Source organism: Micromonospora sp. CNZ280, from assembly GCF_011759515.1.
This window is the reverse complement of sequence record NZ_JAAOYP010000002.1, coordinates 618,498-634,580: the sequence shown is the minus strand read 5'-3', so window position 1 is coordinate 634,580 and position 16,083 is coordinate 618,498. Positions and strand designations below refer to the sequence as shown.

Annotated in this window: 15 protein-coding genes; 8 read left to right on the top strand and 7 right to left on the bottom strand. The window is 74.8% G+C overall.

Going from position 1 to position 16,083, the window contains the following annotated elements; all coding sequences use genetic code 11:
- Positions 1-55: 55 nt before the first annotated feature.
- Positions 56-1,306 (bottom strand): ROK family protein, encoded by a 1,251-nt coding sequence (locus tag FHX32_RS17910; protein ID WP_167184183.1) that lies wholly within the window; start codon positions 1,304-1,306, stop codon positions 56-58.
- A 231-nt stretch (positions 1,307-1,537) separates the two neighbouring features.
- Between FHX32_RS17910 and FHX32_RS17905 the strand changes: the two genes are divergently transcribed.
- A complete protein-coding gene (locus FHX32_RS17905; RefSeq protein ID WP_167184181.1) occupies positions 1,538-4,015 on the top strand; it encodes a low temperature requirement protein A in 2,478 nt (825 codons plus the stop codon).
- Positions 4,016-4,052: 37 nt separating this feature from the next.
- Here FHX32_RS17905 and FHX32_RS17900 read toward each other — a convergent pair whose 3' ends face one another.
- The 3 genes from FHX32_RS17900 to FHX32_RS17890 all read right to left on the bottom strand — a co-directional run bounded on the left by FHX32_RS17900 (position 4,053) and on the right by FHX32_RS17890 (position 6,371).
- Entirely contained in the window at positions 4,053-4,439 is a 387-nt protein-coding gene (locus tag FHX32_RS17900) for a DUF2267 domain-containing protein (RefSeq protein WP_167184179.1), read from the bottom strand.
- Between the two features lie 87 nt (positions 4,440-4,526).
- Positions 4,527-4,868: an MmcQ/YjbR family DNA-binding protein gene (locus tag FHX32_RS17895; RefSeq protein ID WP_167184177.1), complete on the bottom strand. Its 342-nt coding sequence runs from the start codon at positions 4,866-4,868 to the stop codon at positions 4,527-4,529.
- Between the two features lie 63 nt (positions 4,869-4,931).
- A complete protein-coding gene (locus FHX32_RS17890) occupies positions 4,932-6,371 on the bottom strand; it encodes a hypothetical protein (protein WP_486481163.1) in 1,440 nt (479 codons plus the stop codon).
- Positions 6,372-6,540: 169 nt separating this feature from the next.
- Here FHX32_RS17890 and FHX32_RS17885 point away from each other — a divergent pair, with 169 nt between their 5' ends.
- Both FHX32_RS17885 and FHX32_RS17880 read left to right on the top strand, forming a co-directional pair.
- Entirely contained in the window at positions 6,541-8,991 is a 2,451-nt protein-coding gene (locus FHX32_RS17885) for a PEP/pyruvate-binding domain-containing protein (RefSeq protein WP_167184174.1), read from the top strand.
- A 4-nt stretch (positions 8,992-8,995) separates the two neighbouring features.
- Positions 8,996-9,583, top strand: coding sequence for a TetR/AcrR family transcriptional regulator (locus tag FHX32_RS17880; protein WP_167184171.1), 588 nt, complete (start codon positions 8,996-8,998; stop codon positions 9,581-9,583).
- 16 nt (positions 9,584-9,599) lie between these two features.
- On the opposite strand, the gene FHX32_RS17875 is transcribed toward FHX32_RS17880, so the two are convergent.
- Together FHX32_RS17875 and FHX32_RS17870 are read right to left on the bottom strand one after the other, a co-directional pair.
- Positions 9,600-10,256 carry a response regulator transcription factor gene (locus FHX32_RS17875; protein WP_208419033.1) on the bottom strand — a complete coding sequence of 219 codons (657 nt, stop codon included), beginning with the start codon at positions 10,254-10,256 and terminating at the stop codon, positions 9,600-9,602.
- Positions 10,253-11,536: a sensor histidine kinase gene (locus FHX32_RS17870; protein WP_167184164.1), complete on the bottom strand. Its 1,284-nt coding sequence runs from the start codon at positions 11,534-11,536 to the stop codon at positions 10,253-10,255. Before FHX32_RS17870 ends, FHX32_RS17875 begins: the two co-directional genes overlap by 4 nt.
- Before the next feature lie 133 nt (positions 11,537-11,669).
- Here FHX32_RS17870 and FHX32_RS17865 point away from each other — a divergent pair, with 133 nt between their 5' ends.
- From FHX32_RS17865 to FHX32_RS17845, 5 genes are all read left to right on the top strand, one after another.
- On the top strand, positions 11,670-12,359 hold the full coding sequence (locus FHX32_RS17865; RefSeq protein WP_167184161.1) for a DUF998 domain-containing protein: 690 nt from the start codon (positions 11,670-11,672) through the stop codon (positions 12,357-12,359).
- Positions 12,360-12,384: 25 nt separating this feature from the next.
- Positions 12,385-13,266 (top strand): RNA polymerase sigma factor SigJ, encoded by an 882-nt coding sequence (gene sigJ, locus FHX32_RS17860; RefSeq protein ID WP_167184158.1) that lies wholly within the window; start codon positions 12,385-12,387, stop codon positions 13,264-13,266.
- A 192-nt stretch (positions 13,267-13,458) separates the two neighbouring features.
- Positions 13,459-13,872, top strand: coding sequence for an RlpA-like double-psi beta-barrel domain-containing protein (locus tag FHX32_RS17855; RefSeq protein ID WP_167184155.1), 414 nt, complete (start codon positions 13,459-13,461; stop codon positions 13,870-13,872).
- A gap of 16 nt (positions 13,873-13,888) precedes the next feature.
- Positions 13,889-14,485 (top strand): cell wall protein, encoded by a 597-nt coding sequence (locus tag FHX32_RS17850; RefSeq protein WP_167184152.1) that lies wholly within the window; start codon positions 13,889-13,891, stop codon positions 14,483-14,485.
- Positions 14,486-14,549: 64 nt separating this feature from the next.
- Positions 14,550-15,416 (top strand): MauE/DoxX family redox-associated membrane protein, encoded by an 867-nt coding sequence (locus tag FHX32_RS17845; protein WP_208418844.1) that lies wholly within the window; start codon positions 14,550-14,552, stop codon positions 15,414-15,416.
- A gap of 93 nt (positions 15,417-15,509) precedes the next feature.
- Here the strand turns inward: FHX32_RS17845 and FHX32_RS17840 are convergent, their stop codons facing one another.
- Positions 15,510-16,082: a DoxX family membrane protein gene (locus FHX32_RS17840; protein ID WP_167184148.1), complete on the bottom strand. Its 573-nt coding sequence runs from the start codon at positions 16,080-16,082 to the stop codon at positions 15,510-15,512.
- Between the last annotated feature and the right edge of the window lies 1 nt (position 16,083).

The window sequence follows — 16,083 nt, the reverse complement described above, 5'->3', positions numbered from 1 at the left end:
AACCGCGCATCGGGTGCCCGGGAGCGTCGCGCCGCTGCCCGGCCGCCTCGCCCGGCTAGCCGGCGGGATGTGCGGTGGTGGGGGAGGAGCCGGGCCGGACCCCGGCCAGTGGATCGGCCAGCAGCGCGGCGAAGGCCAGCTCCGCCGCGCCGACCAGCGTCGCGTCGTCGCCCAGGGCCGAGACGGAGAGCCGCACCCGCTCCCGGGAGACCGGCAGCACGTTCTCCCCGATCCGCGCGCGGACCTGGGCGGCCGACCCGCGGTACACGTCGCGCAGCATGCCGCCGAAGACGACCAGGCCGGGATTGAACAGGTTGATCAGGTTCGCCACGCCGATGCCCAGCCAGTCGCCGATCCGCCGCAGCGCGTCCCGCGCCGCCGGATCGCCGTGGTCGGCGGCGTCGACCACCGCCCGTACCGCGTCGCGGCCGATCGACTCCACCGGCCGGCCGGACGCGTCGAGCAGGGCACGTTCGCCGACCTCGGCCTCCAGGCAGCCGCGCGAGCCGCACCCGCAGGGCCGCCCGTCGTACGGGTTCACCATCATGTGCCCGAGTTCGGCACCGTACCCGGCGTCGCCGTCGAGCAGTTCACCGTCGACGATGATCCCGCCCCCGACGCCGACGTCCCCGTGCAGGTAGATCAGGTTGCGGATGCCGACCCCGGCCCCGCGCTGGTGTTCCGCCATGGCGCCCAGGTGGGCCTCGTTACCGACCAGCACGGGCAGGTCGAGGCCGAGGCGGCGGCCGAGTTCGGTGCCGAAGGCCTGATCCACCCAGCCCATGTCCGGTCCGAACCGGACCATCCCGTCGGAGGGCCGGATCATCCCGCAGTAGGACGCCCCGACCCCGACGCACGCCGAGTCCGGCGGTGTTTCGTCGCGCAACTCGCGGCCGAGTTCGGCCAGCACCCCGACGACGACGTCCAGGTCGGCCCCGGCCCGGGCGCGGACGGCGTCGCGCCGCTCGATGATGGTGCCGCCCAACCCCACCCGCGCCGCGGTCAACCGGTCCACCGCCACGTCGAAGGCGAGGACGTGGACCCGGTCGGACGCCGGCCGGACCACCACCGACGGCCGGCCGGCCCGACCGGTCGACGACAACCCGGACTCGTGGACCAGACCCGCCGCCGCCAGGTCCGCGGTGAGCGCCATGATCGTGCTGCGGTTCAGCCCGGTCCGCGTGCCGAGCGTGGCGCGGGACAGCGGGCCGTGCAGGTGCACGTGGCGGAGCAGTGCACCGAGGTTGCGCCGACGGATCTCCTCTGGAGCGCGTCCGTCGTGCCGCGTCATCCGGCTCTTGAGCATCACGAGAACCCTGGTCGGCTGGTGGAAACCTACCCGCAAAGATACGCGTCACGTAAAGCGTTGACGACGGCCTGACCCGGGCGGGCGACCCGCGAGCGGCCCGCTACCGGCGGGTACGAGGGACCTGGTGCCCCACGTCATCGCCCGGCGCGCCGGTGGATCGGCGGCGGAGCCGGGCACCCGGTTCCCGGATCGGCTGTCCGCCCCGGCGGCCCTTGGCAGAGTGAGGGGGTGACGGACAAGCGGCCGAAGGTGGCGGCCGGCCGGATCCAGCTGGTGGGTGAGTCCAGCGCGGTCAGCCGGCTGGAACTCTTCCTCGACCTGATCTTCGTCTTCGCGTTCATCACCGTGACGGCCATGGCCGCCGCGGACCTGACCGTGGTGAACCTGCTGCACGCCGGGTTGCTGCTGGTCCTCCTCTGGACCTGCTGGATCTCGTACGCCTGGCTCGGCAACGCGGTGCGGGTGGACCGGGGCGTCATGCCGGTGGTCATTTTCGGCCTGGCGGCGGTCGTCCTGGTGATGGGCGCGGACCTTCCGGAGGCGTTCGCCGACAAGCCGGGCGGCCTGCTTGGGCCGCTGGTCCTGGTGGTCTGTTATCTGATTATCCGGGCGGGCACGCTGCTGGTCCTGACCATCGTCGCCTGGTCTGATCCCACCGAACGGCGCGGGCACCTGCGGCTGTGGCTGCCCCTGCTCGCCGGGGCGCCGGTGCTGCTGGCCGCCGCGCTGCTGCCCCGGCCACTCGGGGAGGGCAGCGCGTCGGGGGAGTGGGTCCGGTTCGGGTTGCTGCTGATCGCCCTCCTGATCGACCACGGCGGGGCGATGGCGATGCGCCTGACCCGGTGGTCGATCTCCTCGGTCAAGCACTGGACGGAGCGGTTCCACCTGATCATCCTGGTGGCGTTCGGCGAGGTCATCATCTCGGCCGGCATGGGGCAGGGCGTCGGCACGGCCACCCCGGTCAGCTGGGGGGTGGTCGGCGGCGCGGCGCTCAGCATGCTGCTGGTGGGCGTGCTCTGGTGGACGTACTTCGACATCGCCCGGTTCGGCGCGGAGGACGCGCTGGAGCGCGCGTCGGGCCAGACTCGCGCGCTGCTCGCCCGGGACGCGTACACCCTCCTGCACCTGCCGATGATCGCCGGACTGATCCTGCTCTCCCTCGGACTCAAGCACACCTTCAACGGCCTCGCGTTCGAGTCGGTGCGGCACGAGTCCGGGCTCGGCCTGTTCGCCCTGTACGGCGGGGTGACGCTGTACCTGGTCGGCCTGATCGCGTTCGAGCGCCGGGCGATGGGCCTGCTCGGCCGTGGGCCGATCACCGGCGTCGTGCTCGTGCTCGTGCTGGCCCCGGTGGCGGCGCAGCTGCCGGTGGTGTTCGGTCTGGGGCTGCTGGCCGCGGCCGTGATGAGCCTGGTGCTGCTCGACCGCACCGTCTTCCGGGTCCGGCACCGGGCACTGCACGGGGCGATCGAACCGGTCACCGAGCGGTTCAGCGGCGTCACCCCGAAGGAACTCTTCCTCGACCTGGTCTACGTCTTCGCCTTCATCCAGGTCACCGAACTGATGACCGCGGTACCCAACGCGCGCGGGCTGTTCGAGGGGGTGGTGGTGCTGGCGCTGCTCTGGTGGTCGTGGTCCTGCTACGCCTGGTTGGGCAGCGCGTTCCGGGCGGAGAACGCGATCGCCCGGATGATGCTGCTCGGGGCCGCGGCGAGCATCCTGGTCATCGCCATCACTGTGCCGGTGGTCTTCGCCGACGTGCCCGGCGGGCTGTCCGGACCGGTGGTCTTCGTGACCGCGTACGGCGTCTTGCGGGCGCTGAACCTCGGCGGCTTCTGGATGATCACCCGGCACGACCGGGTCTTCCGGGGTCAGTTGGTGCGGCTGGCGGTGCCGGCCGCCGTGGTGCTCGCGCTGCTCTACGCCGCCGCCGCGGTGCCGCCGGCGTCCGCCGACCCGGCGGCGTTCCAGCCCGTCCGCACGACGCTCTGGGTGGTCGCCATCGTGATCGACTTCGGCAGCGGCTATCTGCTGGACGCCCGGCACTGGCTGGTCCGCTCGGCGGAACACTGGGCCGACCGGTTCGGGCTGATCATCCTCGTCGCGCTGGGTAGCGCGATCGTCTCGACCGGGCTGTCGGTCACCAACCGGGCGGTCTCCACGATGACGATCCTCGCCACGGTGCTCGGACTGGTGCTGATCGCGGCGTTGTGGTGGGCGTACTTCGACGTCGACGCCACCGTGGGGCAGCGCCGGGTGCAGAGCCTCAGCGACGGTCGGCGCAGCCGGCTGGCGCTCGAGGCGTACACCTACGCGCACCTGGTGATGATCACCGGAATCGTGCTGGTCGCGCTCGGGCTGCGCAAGACGGTGGCGGAGGTCGAGCGGTTCCACGGACCGGTCGGCTGGGACATGCCCCTGCTCACCCTCTACGGCGGGGTGATCCTCTTCCTGCTCGGCGACAAGCTCTTCTGGTGGCGCATCACGCAGCGGCTCCGCTCCCTGCGGGTGACCGCGATCTTCACGCTGGCCGCCCTGGCGGCGGCGTGCACCCAGATCTCGCGGCTGGCGGGGCTGGCCGTCCTCGCCGCCGCGGTGACCGCCTTCGCGCTGGCCGAGGCGATCACCACCCGCCAGGTGCGCCGGGCCGTACGCGAGCCGCTGGTGCCCGAGTCGGCCGCACCGCCGCCCCGAAGCAAGCACTGACCCGTGGCGAGCGGCCTGCGCCGGTCGCGGGGACCGGTCAGGGTGTGCGGGGCACCGGTTGGGCGAGGGCCCGCAGGTCGGCCGGCAGCTGCGCCAGCGCCTCCTCGAACTCCACGTGCCCGACCACCCGGTGCAGCGTCTGCAGGACGGCCCGCACGCCGGCCTCCGCGACGTCGGGCGCCACGTCGGCGCGCTCCGCCACCCGCCGCAGGAACTCGTCGTGCCCGAACGCCTCCGGATCCTCGGTGCCCTTGATGAGCAGCGGACGCAGCTCGGCCGCCACATGGTCGGCCAGGTCCGCCGCCTCGCCACCGCTGATCCGCTCGGTGAGGGTGCGCAGCGTGGCCTCGGTCAGGGATCGCGCCGTCTCCGGCGGGACGTTCGCCCGCGCGGCCACCTTGTCGACGAACTTCAGCTCAGCCATGCGCCGTCCTTCCCGTGCCGGAGACCGTGGCTACCCGCGCGGACCGGCGGCAAACGACCCCCGCTCGTACGGCCGTACGCCCGGGGCTCAGTCGCCGAGCCGCTGCCGGGCCAGGAACTTCGGCACCACCATCCGCCACGCCTCGCTCACCAGCTCGGTCATCTGGTCGTGGTCGAGCCGTTCCAGGTGGCAGCACACCCAGTTGAACCGCAGGTCGGACGCGCCGGGCAGGAAGAACACCGCCGGCTCGGCGGTGATCAGGCCGTCCCGCTGCTCCTTCGGGTAGCCGAAGCCCATGGTCCGCTCGTCACGGGAGAAGGCGACGTAGACGATCGCGCCCACCCGGAACTTGATCCGGTCGCGGATCACGTGCTCGGTGGTGCGGGGCAGCGTCCGGGCCAGCGCGCGGACATCGGCGACGGTCACCATGGGGTCACCGTAGCGATGCCCCCCGACAGTCGGCCGCCGTCGCGACGCGGCGTCCGCCCGCGGTCAGGACCCGCCCAGGCGGGGGAGGACCGGGCGGATCTCCACCGGCGCGCCCGGTCGACCACCGGCGCGGGAGCGGTACTCGGGGACGCCGACGCAGGTGAAGAGCAGGGCCGCGAGCTCGTCCGGCTCGGCCAGCAGGCCGGGTACCTCCGAGTCGATGAAGGTCATCCCGGACGCGCCCGCGCCGAGGGCGTACGCGGCCAGGTGCAGCCGGCCCTCGACCAGCCCGGCGGCCAGTTGGGCGTCCCGGTAGCCGCGGTCGTCCAGCGCCGCCAGTGGTGTGGCCGCGATGACCACGTACGCCGCGTCGCCGGCGAGCGACTGGTCCAGGCAGATCCGCAGCAGTTCGTCACGCAGGTCGCCGGCGAGCAGCGGGCGGGACAGGTCGGGCCACCGGTACAGGCCGGGTGCCACGTCGTCGACACCGTGCACGGCGACCCAGTGCGGCACCGGCACCCCGCGCAGGGCCGCGGCGAGCGGCCACTCCAGCGCGGCGCGCGGCAGCGTGCGGGAGCGGTCCATCCGCCGCTGCGAGCCGCGCCGGCGTACCACCTCGTCCAGGGAGTCCGACGGCGGGAAATCCGGCAGCGGGTCCGCCTGCGGCCACGGCTGTCCGAGGTCGTCCCGGTCGCCCGCGCGCTGCGCGGCGGTGCAGAGCGGCAGCTCGACCGGCGGCAGGTCGCCCGGAGTGGCCGGGCCGGTGGGTCCGAGCGCCGGCTCGCCGTCGCCGAGGGACAGCAGGGCGAGTGGGTACTCGTGCACCCCGTCCGCGCCGACGAGGGCCCGTACCGCGGTGTCCGGGAAGCGGGACCGCAGCCGCGTCGGGAGGCCGGCGCTCGCGGCGGCCGCCGACAGCTGGGACAGCAGCGTGCCGGCGTCCCAGTAGAGGTGCCGCCAGCCCCGCTCGGCGTAGCGCCATCCGGTCCGCCACGGCACCCCGGTCACGACCAGCGTGGTCACCGCCCCCGCGGCGGCGGGGGCGACCTGGACCAGCGCGTGCCGGGCCGGGTCGTACCAGTGCACGCCGTCCGGGACCCCGGCGACGCCACGGGTGCTCGCGTACACCTCCAGGGGGAAGCGGGCGCCCGCCGAGCCGGCGGCCCGGTAGAAGATCGGCCGGCCGTCGCGCCGGGCGGTGCGGACCACCCCGGCGCCCAGGAAGAGCACCCGCCCGAGCTGCGCCGCGTCGAGCGGCCGCGCCGGGCCGGTGACGCCGGCGAGGACGGCCGTCGCGGGTACGCCGGGGTCGGGCAGGTCGCGCGGCAGCGCCACGACGGGGAGCCCGTCCGGGTAGCCCTTCATCGGCGGCGGCAGGGTCGCGGGGTCGTTCGGGACGAGATCCTGGCGCACCCGTGTGTCGTCCACCGGCACGTTCCACTCGCGGCTCGGCAGATACGAGGTCAGCCGGTGCAGCAGCCCGGCGCCGGAGTCGAGATTCACCCGGCCATCCTGCCAGCCCGGGCGGACGGCGTGGCCGGCTCGGTGCGGCCGGCTCGGTGCGGCCGGCTCGGTGCGGGCGTGGAGGTGGACGCCGCTTTCGCATTGCAGTCGCATCGTGAAACGGGTAGCGTCTTTTGCAATGCAACTGCATCGCAAAAGAGGTGTTGTCATGTGCGTGATCCCGCTCTCCGAGGTGACCGGCGACCTGGTCGACCTGGTCGGTGGCAAGGCGGCCGGGCTCGGCGAGCTGATCCACGCCGGTGAGCGGGTGCCCGCCGGCTTCTGCGTCACCACCGCCGCCCACGACCAGGGGATCGTCCCGGAGGCCGAGGTCGCCCGGGCGTACGAGCTGCTCGGCGGGGGCCCGGTCGCGGTGCGCTCCAGCGCCACCGCGGAGGACCTGCCGGACGCCAGCTTCGCCGGCCAGCAGGACACCCGGCTCGGCGTCACCGGGCTGCCCGACCTGCTGGCCGCGATCCGCGCCTGCTGGGACTCGCTGCACCACCCGCGCGCCGTCGCCTACCGCGACGCCCACCAGATCGACCACCGGCCGGTGCGGATGGCCGTCGTCGTGCAGCGGATGGTCGATCCGGCCGTCGCCGGAGTGCTGTTCACCGCCAACCCGCTCACCGGCTGCCGCACCGAGACGGTGGTGGAGGCCGCCCCGGGCCTCGGCACCGCCGTGGTGGACGGCACCACCGAGGTCGACCGGTACGTCCTCGACGACGCGCCGCCCGCCGCCAGGGGGCCGCTGACCGCCGCGCAGCTGGCCGAGCTGCGCGCCGCCGGCGGCCGGCTCCAGCGGCACTTCGGCGCTCCGCAGGACATCGAGTGGGCGTACGACCACGACGGCGTGCTCTGGCTGCTGCAGTCACGCCCGATCACCACGCTGTTCCCGCTCCCGCCGGACACCGGCAAGCCCACCCCCCGCGTCTACCTGGAGTTCGGCCACGTCCAGGGCATGCTCCAGCCGGCCACCCCGATGGGCATGTCCAGCCTGAAGACGCTGGTCGCCGGGATGCTGGCCGCGTTCGGGCTGACCGTCGAGGTCACCGACATCGGCGGGCGCCTCTACGGCGACCTCACCGACCTGGCCCGCGACCGGGCCGCCCGCAAGCGGCTGGTCAAGCTGATGGCGGTGGACTTCGGCCCGCGGGCGCAGGCGGTGATGGAGCACGTGCTCGCCGACCCGCGGTTCGCCCCGGAGCCGGGCGCCGCCGCCCGCCGGGCCCGCCCCGTACCGGCCCTGCGTACCGGCCTGCGCGCCGTCGCGGGGGTGACCCGCTCGCTGGCCCGGCCGGACGCCGCCCGGGAACGGCTGTTCCGGGCGGTCGAGCAGCTCAAGCTCCGCTCGGCAGCGCCCGCCGGGCTGGGTACCGCCGAGCGGCTGGAGTTCGTCCGGGCCGAGGACCCGTCGGCCGGTGCCGACGACATCGTCTGGCCGATTGTCGCCGGGATGCTCGCCGCGGCGCTGCCGCCCACCCTGCTCGACGGGGTGGCCAGCCCGGACGAGATCAACACGGTGCTCGCCGGCATGCCGCACAACGTCACCCTCGACATGGATCTGGCGCTGTGGCGGCTGAGCCAACGCGTCGGTGACCACCGCGACCTGCTGCTCACCACGCCGCCGCCGGAGCTGGCCGCCCGCTACGCGCAGGGGGCGCTGCCCGACCTCGGGCTCGCCGACTTCCTGGACCGCTACGGCCACCGTGCGGTCGCCGAGGTGGACCTCGGGGTGCCCCGCTGGGACGAGGACCCGACACCGGTCTTCGCCATGATCGCCAACTACCTGCGGGTCACCGACCCCGAGCAGGCACCCGACCGGCGCTACGCCCGCGCCGCGGCGACCGCCGAGGCGACCCTGGCGGACCTCCTCGCGCGGGCCCGCCGGCGTCGGCCGGTCCGCGGCCGGCTCGCCGGGTTCCTGCTGCGCCGGGCGCGGTCGCTGGCCGGGCTCCGCGAGGCCGGCAAGTTCGCCGGCCTGTACCGGCTGCGCGAGATGCGCCGGCAACTGCTGCTGATCGGCGCCGACCTGGCCGGCCGCGGACTGCTGGCGCAGCCGGGCGACGTCATGTTCCTGACCCTGGACGAGACGCACGCGGCCGTGCACGACGGGGCCGACCACCGGTCGACGGTGGCCGCGCGGCAGGTGGTGCACCGGCGGGAACTGCGCCGGCGCAGGGTTCCGGTGGCCGTGCTCTCCGACGGCACCGACGTCGAGGCCGTCCTGCTCGCCCGGCCCGCCCCGGACGGCGCGCTGCGCGGCGTGGGTGCCGCCGCCGGCCGGGCCACCGGACCGGCCCGGGTTGTCCACGACCCGGCCACCGCGCGCCTCGAACCCGGCGAGGTCCTGGTCGCGCCGACCACCGACCCCGGCTGGACACCGCTGTTCCTCACCGCCGCCGCGCTCGTCACCGAGACCGGCGCGGTGATGGCGCACGGCCCGACGGTGGCCCGCGAGTACGGCATCCCCGCCGTCATCTGCGTGCCCCACGCCACCCGCCGGATCCGCACCGGGCAGATCGTCACGGTGGACGCCGCTGCCGGGACGGTGACCGTCGAGGGACCCGGCGCCGCGCCGACGGCCGGTCACTGGTCCGACCGTGCCGTGACAGCATGACGCCATGCCGAAGAGGGTCGACCGTCACGAGCGGCGCACGCTCATCGCCGACGCGTTGATGCGGGTCGCCGCCCGCCAGGGGCTGGAGGCGGTGAGCCTGCGCCACGTGGCCACCGAGGCCGGCGTCTCGCCCGGCCTGGTGCAGCACTACTTTCGCACCAAGGACGAGATGATGGCCTTCGCGATGGGCGTCGTCCGGGATCGCAGCCAGGCGCGGATCACCGACGCGGTCGCCCGGCTGGGCGATGATCCGTCGCCCCGGCAACTGCTCCGGACCATGCTCACCGCGCTGCTGCCGCTGACCGAGGAGTCGCGCGCCGACGGGCGGGTCGCGCTGGCCTTCCTGGCGTACACAGCGGTACGCCCGGAGGCCAACGCCGGCACGCGCGAGGAGACCGGGCAACTGGTGGACTTCGTCGCCGGCCTCCTGCCGGCGTCCCGCCGGGACGCGGCCGCCGGGGTGCTGGCCCTGATGGAAGGGCTGGGCCTCTACCTGCTCGGCGGCCAGTACAGCGCGGAGCAGGCGCTGGCGGCCCTCGACACCCACCTGGACAGCCTCTACGGCCCGGCGGACGGACCAGCGGGCCGCTGACCCCGGCCCGGCCGGCTCAGCCCGCCGGCTCGGCGCGCAGGTAGGTGAGCACCGCCAGCACCCGGCGGTTGGTGTCGTCGCTGGGCAGCAGGCCGAGCTTGGTCAGGATGTTGCCGACGTGCTTGCCGACCGCCGCCTCGGTGACGTGCAGCCGGGCGGCGATCGCCGCGTTGGAGCGGCCCTCGGCCAGCAGCGTCAGCACCTCCCGCTCCCGGGGCGAGAGCGCGGCGAGCGGATCCCGCGGGCGGTGCAGCAGCCGGCGTACCACGTCGGGGTCGACCACCGTGCCGCCGGCGACCACCGTGCGCAGGTTGTCGACGAACTCGGCCACCTCGACGACCCGGTCCTTGAGCAGGTAGCCGATCCGGCGGCCGTCGCCGCTGTCCAGCAGCGCGGCGGCGTACCCGGCCTGCACGTGCTGGCTCAGCACCACCACCGCGAGCCCGGGCCGGTCGGCCCGCAGCGCGACGGCCGCGCGCAGACCGTCGTCCCGGCCGTCCGGCGGCATCCGGATGTCGGTCACCACCAGGTCCGGCTGGTGCGTACGCGCCGCCTCCAGCAGCGCCGGCGCCGAACCGACGGCGGCGACGACCTCGAAGTTGAACCGGGTCAGCAGGGCGACCAGCCCTTCCCGGAGCAGCACCTCGTCCTCGGCGAGCACGACCCGGGTCAGCGGCACGGCAGCTCCACCCGCACCAGGGTAGGGCCGCCGGGCGGGCTGGCCAGCAGCAACCGGCCGCCGGCCGCGGCCACCCGGTCGGACAGGCCGGTCAGCCCGGTGCCGCGGGCCGGGTCGGCACCACCCCGGCCGTCGTCGTGGACCTCCACCACGAGCTGGTCGCCGGTGCGGGTGAGCCGCACCTCGGCCCGGCCGGCCCGGGCGTGCCGGGCCACGTTGCCGAGCGCCTCGGACACCACGTAGTAGGCGGTCGTCTCGACCGGCTCGGGCAGCGGCTGCCCGAGCTCGGCGTGCACGGTGACCGGGACGGTGGCCTCGCCCGCCAGCTCCCGTACCGCGCCGGCCAGACCGAGATCGGTGAGGCTCTGCGGGCGGATGCCGTGCACGATCTGCCGCAACATGACCATCAGGTCCTTGGCCTGGTCGTGCGCGATGGCCAGCGGCCGGGCCGCGGGGGAGTCCGCCGGCACGTCGAGCCGGGCCAGGCCGAGCTGAAGGGTGAGGCTGGTGAGCCGGGGCTGCGCGCCGTCGTGCACGTCCCGTTCGATGCGGCGCCGCTCCGCCTCGTACGCGTCGACCAGCCGGGTCCGCGACCGGGCGACCTCCCGCAGGGCCGCCCCGTCGTCGGGGCGCCCGAGCAGCCACCGGGCCACCGCCGCCTGGCCGGCGGCGAGTGCCCCCGCGCCGTACCAGAGCGCCGGGACCGCGAGGACGCCCAGGATCGCGTACGGGACGGCCTGGCCGGGGGTGTCCACGGTGGCCCAGACCACGATCACCTCGTCGGCGTCCCCGGCCAGCCAGGGACTGGCCACCAGCGTCAGGTCGAGGAGAACGACCAGCGCGAACACCCAGTACGCGATCGGCACCACGGTGCCCAGCCAGCAGGCGTACGCGACCTCGCGCCAGGCCGCGGCGGTGGTGAACCGGGCGGTCAGGCCCGACCAGCGCGCCGGCGGCGGCCGCTCGTCGACCATCCCGAGCCGCCACCGCTCGACGGCGGCCACCGGGATGCTCACGACCGGCGCGAGAGCCAGCGTGACCAGGCTGCCGACGGTCAGGAACAGCACGAGCGGAAGCTCGACCGGGCGGCCCTGTCGCACCGCGTTGACGGCCGCCAGCAGCGGCGCCCCGACGACGAGCAGCCCGACGGCGAGCGTGCCGGCGATCGGCACGGTGGTGAGCAGGTAGGCCAGCGCCCGCCAGGGCCACCAGGAGAGCAGGTAGCGGGGTCGGCGCAGCGCCTCGGCCAGGTACGGCGGGTCAGCCGGTGTCATGCCGCCGACGCTAATCGGGGGGCGGAGCCGGCCCCAGCCGGCTGGGCGTACCTTCGGGGTGTATCCAGCCCTACCTCCGGTCGACCGGGCAGGCCCAGTGCGCCGTCGGTCGACCTCCGGTGAGCTGGACCGCATGTCGATCAACCGCCTGGGCGCTCTCTTCTGGCTGCTCGCCGCACCCCTGTTCCTCGCCGCCACCGTGGTCACCGCGCTGGCCTGGCAGAACCCGTCCTTCAGCTGGGCGGCGCACAACATCAGCGACCTGGGGAACGTGACCTGCGGCCGGTGGGACACCACCCGGCCACGCGAGGTCTGCTCGCCGTGGCACCCGGTGATGAACAGCGCCATGATCACCACCGGCGTCCTGCTCGCGCTCGGTGTGCTGCTCACCTGGTCGGTGCTGGGCCGGGGCGCCGCCGTCCGGGCCGCGCAGCTGCTGACCCTCGCCGGCGCGGGCGGGTACGTGCTGGCCGGCGCCTACCCGGCGGACGTGGACGAGAACCGGCACTTTCTCGCCGCCCTGCTGATCTTCGTGCCGGGCAACCTCGGGATGCTGCTGGCCGCCCTGGCCCGGCGCGCCACGGTGCTGGGCGCGGTGCGCTGGTGGAGCCTCGGGTCGGGTCTGACCGGCACGACCGGCACGGTACTGTTCCTGGCCCGGGTCGACCTCGGCTTCGGCGTCGGCGGCATGGAGCGGGTGGCCGTGTTCCCGCTGCTGGCCTGGACTGCCGGGGTCGCGCTCCGGGTGCTGGCGGCGCATCCACCCCGGACGAATTCCGCTCCGTCGGTCACATCGGCCGGGCGCGGCGGGTCCACCTGGTAGGACCCCGGCGAGGAAGGCGTGACAGGTGGACGAGCGCGAGTGGCTGACGGAGCGGTTCGAGGAGCACCGGAGCCGGCTGCGGGCGGTGGCGTACCGGATGCTCGGTTCGGTGAGCGAGGCCGACGACGCCGTCCAGGAGGCCTGGTTGCGGGTCAGCCGCGCCGACGCAGGCGGCGTGGAGAACCCGGCGGGGTGGCTGACCACGGTGGTGGCCCGGGTGTGCCTGAACATGCTGCGCTCGCGCGGGTCGCGGCGGGAGGAGCCGCTCGACGTACGGGTGCCGGACCCGGTGGTCGGCCCGGACTCCGGCCTGGACCCGGAGCAGCAGGCGGTGCTCGCCGACTCGGTCGGGTTGGCGCTGCTGGTGGTGCTGGAGACGCTGACCCCGGCCGAGCGGCTCGCGTTCGTGCTGCACGACATGTTCGCGGTGCCCTTCGAGGAGATCGCGCCGCTGGTCGACCGGTCACCGGCCGCGGCCCGGCAACTGGCCAGCCGCGCCCGCCGCCGGGTACGCGGGCAGGCGCCGGCGCCCGACGCCGACCTCGCCCGCCAGCGGAAGGTGGTCGACGCCTTCTTCGCCGCCGCCCACGACGGTGACTTCGACGCGCTGGTCGCGGTGCTGCACCCCGAGGTCGTGCTGCGCTCCGACGGCGGGTCCGCCCGCCCGCGGCACACCGTGGTCGTCACCGGCGCCCGGGCGGTGGCCGGGCAGGCGGTCACCTTCGGGCGGCTCTCCCCGTTCGCCCGCCCGGCGCTGGTCAACGGGGCGGCCGGGGCCGTGGTGGTGGCCGACGGCCGGCCGCTGTCGGTGATGGGCTTCACCGTCACCGACGGCCGGATCGTCGCCATCGACGTGCTCGCCGACCCGGACCGGCTCGCCGCGCTCGACCTGACCGTGGCCGACTGACCGGCAGCCGCCGGAGCGGCGGCGATGCCGGGGCGGCGGTCGGGATCCGTTCCGGTCGCGCCGGCACCGCCGGTCTCCGCGCCTGTAGGAAAGCTTCCAATCTTCCGTTGACTTCGGTGATTTGTGACACAACAATCAGTGTCTATATAGACACTGATCGTTTTCGATCACGTTCCTGGAGGGGAGGTACCCATGGCAGCTCTGCGAGGTGAGGTGTCCTGGTTCTGCTGCGGCAGCGCCTGGGGTCCCTGCGGCTCGGCCGGCGGTGGCGCCTGCGGCACCTGCAGATCCGGCAACTACCAGCACGCCTGGCCGAACACCTCGGACGCGTGCCTGGCCATCACCCGCCCGCACGCCTGCGGGATCACCGGGATGAGCCGCCGCGGCTGCGGCTTCCGGCACTACACAACGAACCTGTGCAACGGCGCCCGGATCGGCACCACCATCGCCGACTGCGGACCGCAGACCGACCTGTTCTGCGGCGAGCGCACCTGCTGCGGCTCGGCCTGCGGCAGCAACCGGGTCATCGACCTGACGCCCGCCGCGTACAGCGCGATCGCCAGTCTCTCCACCGGGCTGCGGCCCTGCTCGGTCGACACCGTCTGAACGGGAGGGCACCACCATGGACCAGACCCTGGACCGCCGGCGGCTGCTCGCCACCGCCGCGCTCGGCGGCGTGGTCGGCGCCACCGCGCTCGGCTCGCTCGCCCCCGAGGCCGCCTTCGCCGCCGAGGCCACCGCCGTCGAGCCCGGCGCACCGGACCCGAACTTCGCCGAGGGCCGGATCACCAGGATCTCCGGCAGCATGCTCCTGGTCACCGGCTCGGACACCGTGCTGCACTCGATCCGGATCACCGACGGCACGAGCATCTGGAAGCTGCACCCGACCACCTTCGACCGGGTGTCCGTCGGGGACGGCCTCTACGCCCGCGGCGTCCGCCTGCCCGACGGCACGCTCGCCGCCGACTCGGTGTGGGTCAACATCGTCAACCTGCACGGGCACATCGCGGCGGTCGGCCGCAACGTGCTGCACCTGGACCACAAGGGCCAGCGGATCGTCGCGCACGTGGTGCCGGACCGGTCCGCGGCGGTCTACAAGGGCACCCCGGCGGTCAGCGACCTGTCGCTGCTGCGGGTCGGCCGGCACGTCCAGGTGCTCGGCGCCTGGCACCCGGACACCAACGAGATCGACATCGCCACCGTCTACGCCGCCGCCTGACCCGCGCGGCGCCCCGGGCGGCACCCGGCCGCCCGGGGCGCCGCCCGCCCTGAGGGGAGAACCCATGATCGACATGATCGCGGCGCTGCAACCGCTGGTCGTCGGTGCGGTGCTGATCTGGTCCGCCCGGGTCAAGCTGGTCAGCCGGCACGCCGCCGCCGCGGCCCACCGGTCGGCGCTCGTCCGGCTGGTCGGTCAGCGTCGGGCGCTGCCGGCGTACCGGCTGCTCGGTGGCGTCGAGCTGACCCTCGGCGGGCTGCTCCTGCTGCCGCCGGTGCTGCGGCTGGAGGCGGTCGGCGCGACCGTGCTGGCCGCGGGCTTCCTCGCGTACCTCGGCTACGCCCGCCGGGCCGCGCCGGCCTCGTCCTGCGGGTGCCTGAGCGCCCGGCCGACGCCGGTCTCCGGTCGCAGCCTGGCCCGGGCCGGGCTGCTGGTGGCCGCCGGCGGCCTGGCCGCGCCGGCCACCACCGGCTGGTGGGACGCGCTCGCCGCCCGGCCGGTGGCCGGCGGCGCGGTGCTGCTCGCCGAACTGGCGGCGGTGGTGGCGCTCTCGCCCGAACTCGACCGGGCCTGGCTGCTGCCGCTACGCCGGCTGCGCGCCCGGCTGACCCACCCGCTGCGCGGCGGCTCCGGCGTGCCGCTGCTCGCCACCGTGCAGCAGCTCCAGCTCAGCGACGCCTACCGCCGGGTGGCGGTGCTGCTCCGCTCCGACGTACGCGAGCACTGGGACGACGGCCGGTGGCGCTTCGTCGCGCACTCCGCGCGTTACCAGGGCCGTCCGGTCACCGCGGTGTTCGCCGTGCCGCTGGCCGACCCGGAGCCCGAGGCGGTCCGGGTCGCCCTGGTCGACGACGCCACCGGGCACACCCTGCTCAGCCTGGCCGGCACCGCACCACCCACCGGTGGGCGGCTCGCCGTGGTGCCGGTGTGACAGCGACCGGACCGCCCCCGGGTCTCCGGTGAGCGGGGGCCGGCCCGCCGCGAGGGCGGCACCCGGTGTGGGTGCCGCCCTCGCGGGCCGGGGTCACTTCAGGAAGGGCAGCCGCCGCACGATCCGCAGCCGGCTCCAGTACCTGCCGAGACCGAGGGTGTTGCCGGCGGCGGTGAGGGCCAGGACCCCGAGGACGCCGGCGTAGATGAGGTGGTCGTCCATGAAGGGGTTGTTCGCCGGGGGTAGGACGGCCGTCCACATCAGGACCAGGAGCAGCGCGCCGGCCGCGGCGGCGATCCGGATGCCGATGCCGAGCATCAGGGCGGTGCCGATGGCGGCGAGACCGATCATGAAGAGCCAGTCGGCCCAGGCGGCGCCGGCGAACGACCGGTAGAAGTCGGCGAACGGTCCGGCGACCGCGTTGCCGAGGAAGCCCTTGGTGGGGCTGCCGCCGTTGATCCAGGCCTTGGCGCTCTCGGTCGAGTGGCCGAGCCCGAACAGCTTGTCGAGGAAGGCCCAGAGGAAGGTCCAGCCGAGGGCGAGGCGCAGGCCGGCGAGCGCGTACCGGGTCGCCCTCTCCCGCGGGGTCTCGGCCGGGACGGTGACCGCCCGGTGGGCGGTGCTGGCGGTGCGGTTGACGGTCGGGCGCTCTGCGATGGCGGTCATG

Bases quoted from the DNA above. Each gene is read 5' to 3' on its own strand.
- FHX32_RS17910 (WP_167184183.1), bottom strand. From the start codon at position 1,306: ATGCTCAAGAGCCGGATGACGCGGCACGACGGACGCGCTCCAGAGGAG.
- FHX32_RS17900 (WP_167184179.1), bottom strand. From the start codon at position 4,439: ATGGCTGAGCTGAAGTTCGTCGACAAGGTGGCCGCGCGGGCGAACGTC.
- FHX32_RS17895 (WP_167184177.1), bottom strand. From the start codon at position 4,868: ATGGTGACCGTCGCCGATGTCCGCGCGCTGGCCCGGACGCTGCCCCGC.
- FHX32_RS17885 (WP_167184174.1), top strand. From the start codon at position 6,541: ATGTGCGTGATCCCGCTCTCCGAGGTGACCGGCGACCTGGTCGACCTG.
- FHX32_RS17880 (WP_167184171.1), top strand. From the start codon at position 8,996: ATGCCGAAGAGGGTCGACCGTCACGAGCGGCGCACGCTCATCGCCGAC.
- FHX32_RS17870 (WP_167184164.1), bottom strand. From the start codon at position 11,536: ATGACACCGGCTGACCCGCCGTACCTGGCCGAGGCGCTGCGCCGACCC.
- FHX32_RS17865 (WP_167184161.1), top strand. From the start codon at position 11,670: ATGTCGATCAACCGCCTGGGCGCTCTCTTCTGGCTGCTCGCCGCACCC.
- FHX32_RS17855 (WP_167184155.1), top strand. From the start codon at position 13,459: ATGGCAGCTCTGCGAGGTGAGGTGTCCTGGTTCTGCTGCGGCAGCGCC.
- FHX32_RS17850 (WP_167184152.1), top strand. From the start codon at position 13,889: ATGGACCAGACCCTGGACCGCCGGCGGCTGCTCGCCACCGCCGCGCTC.
- FHX32_RS17845 (WP_208418844.1), top strand. From the start codon at position 14,550: ATGATCGACATGATCGCGGCGCTGCAACCGCTGGTCGTCGGTGCGGTG.
- FHX32_RS17840 (WP_167184148.1), bottom strand. From the start codon at position 16,082: ATGACCGCCATCGCAGAGCGCCCGACCGTCAACCGCACCGCCAGCACC.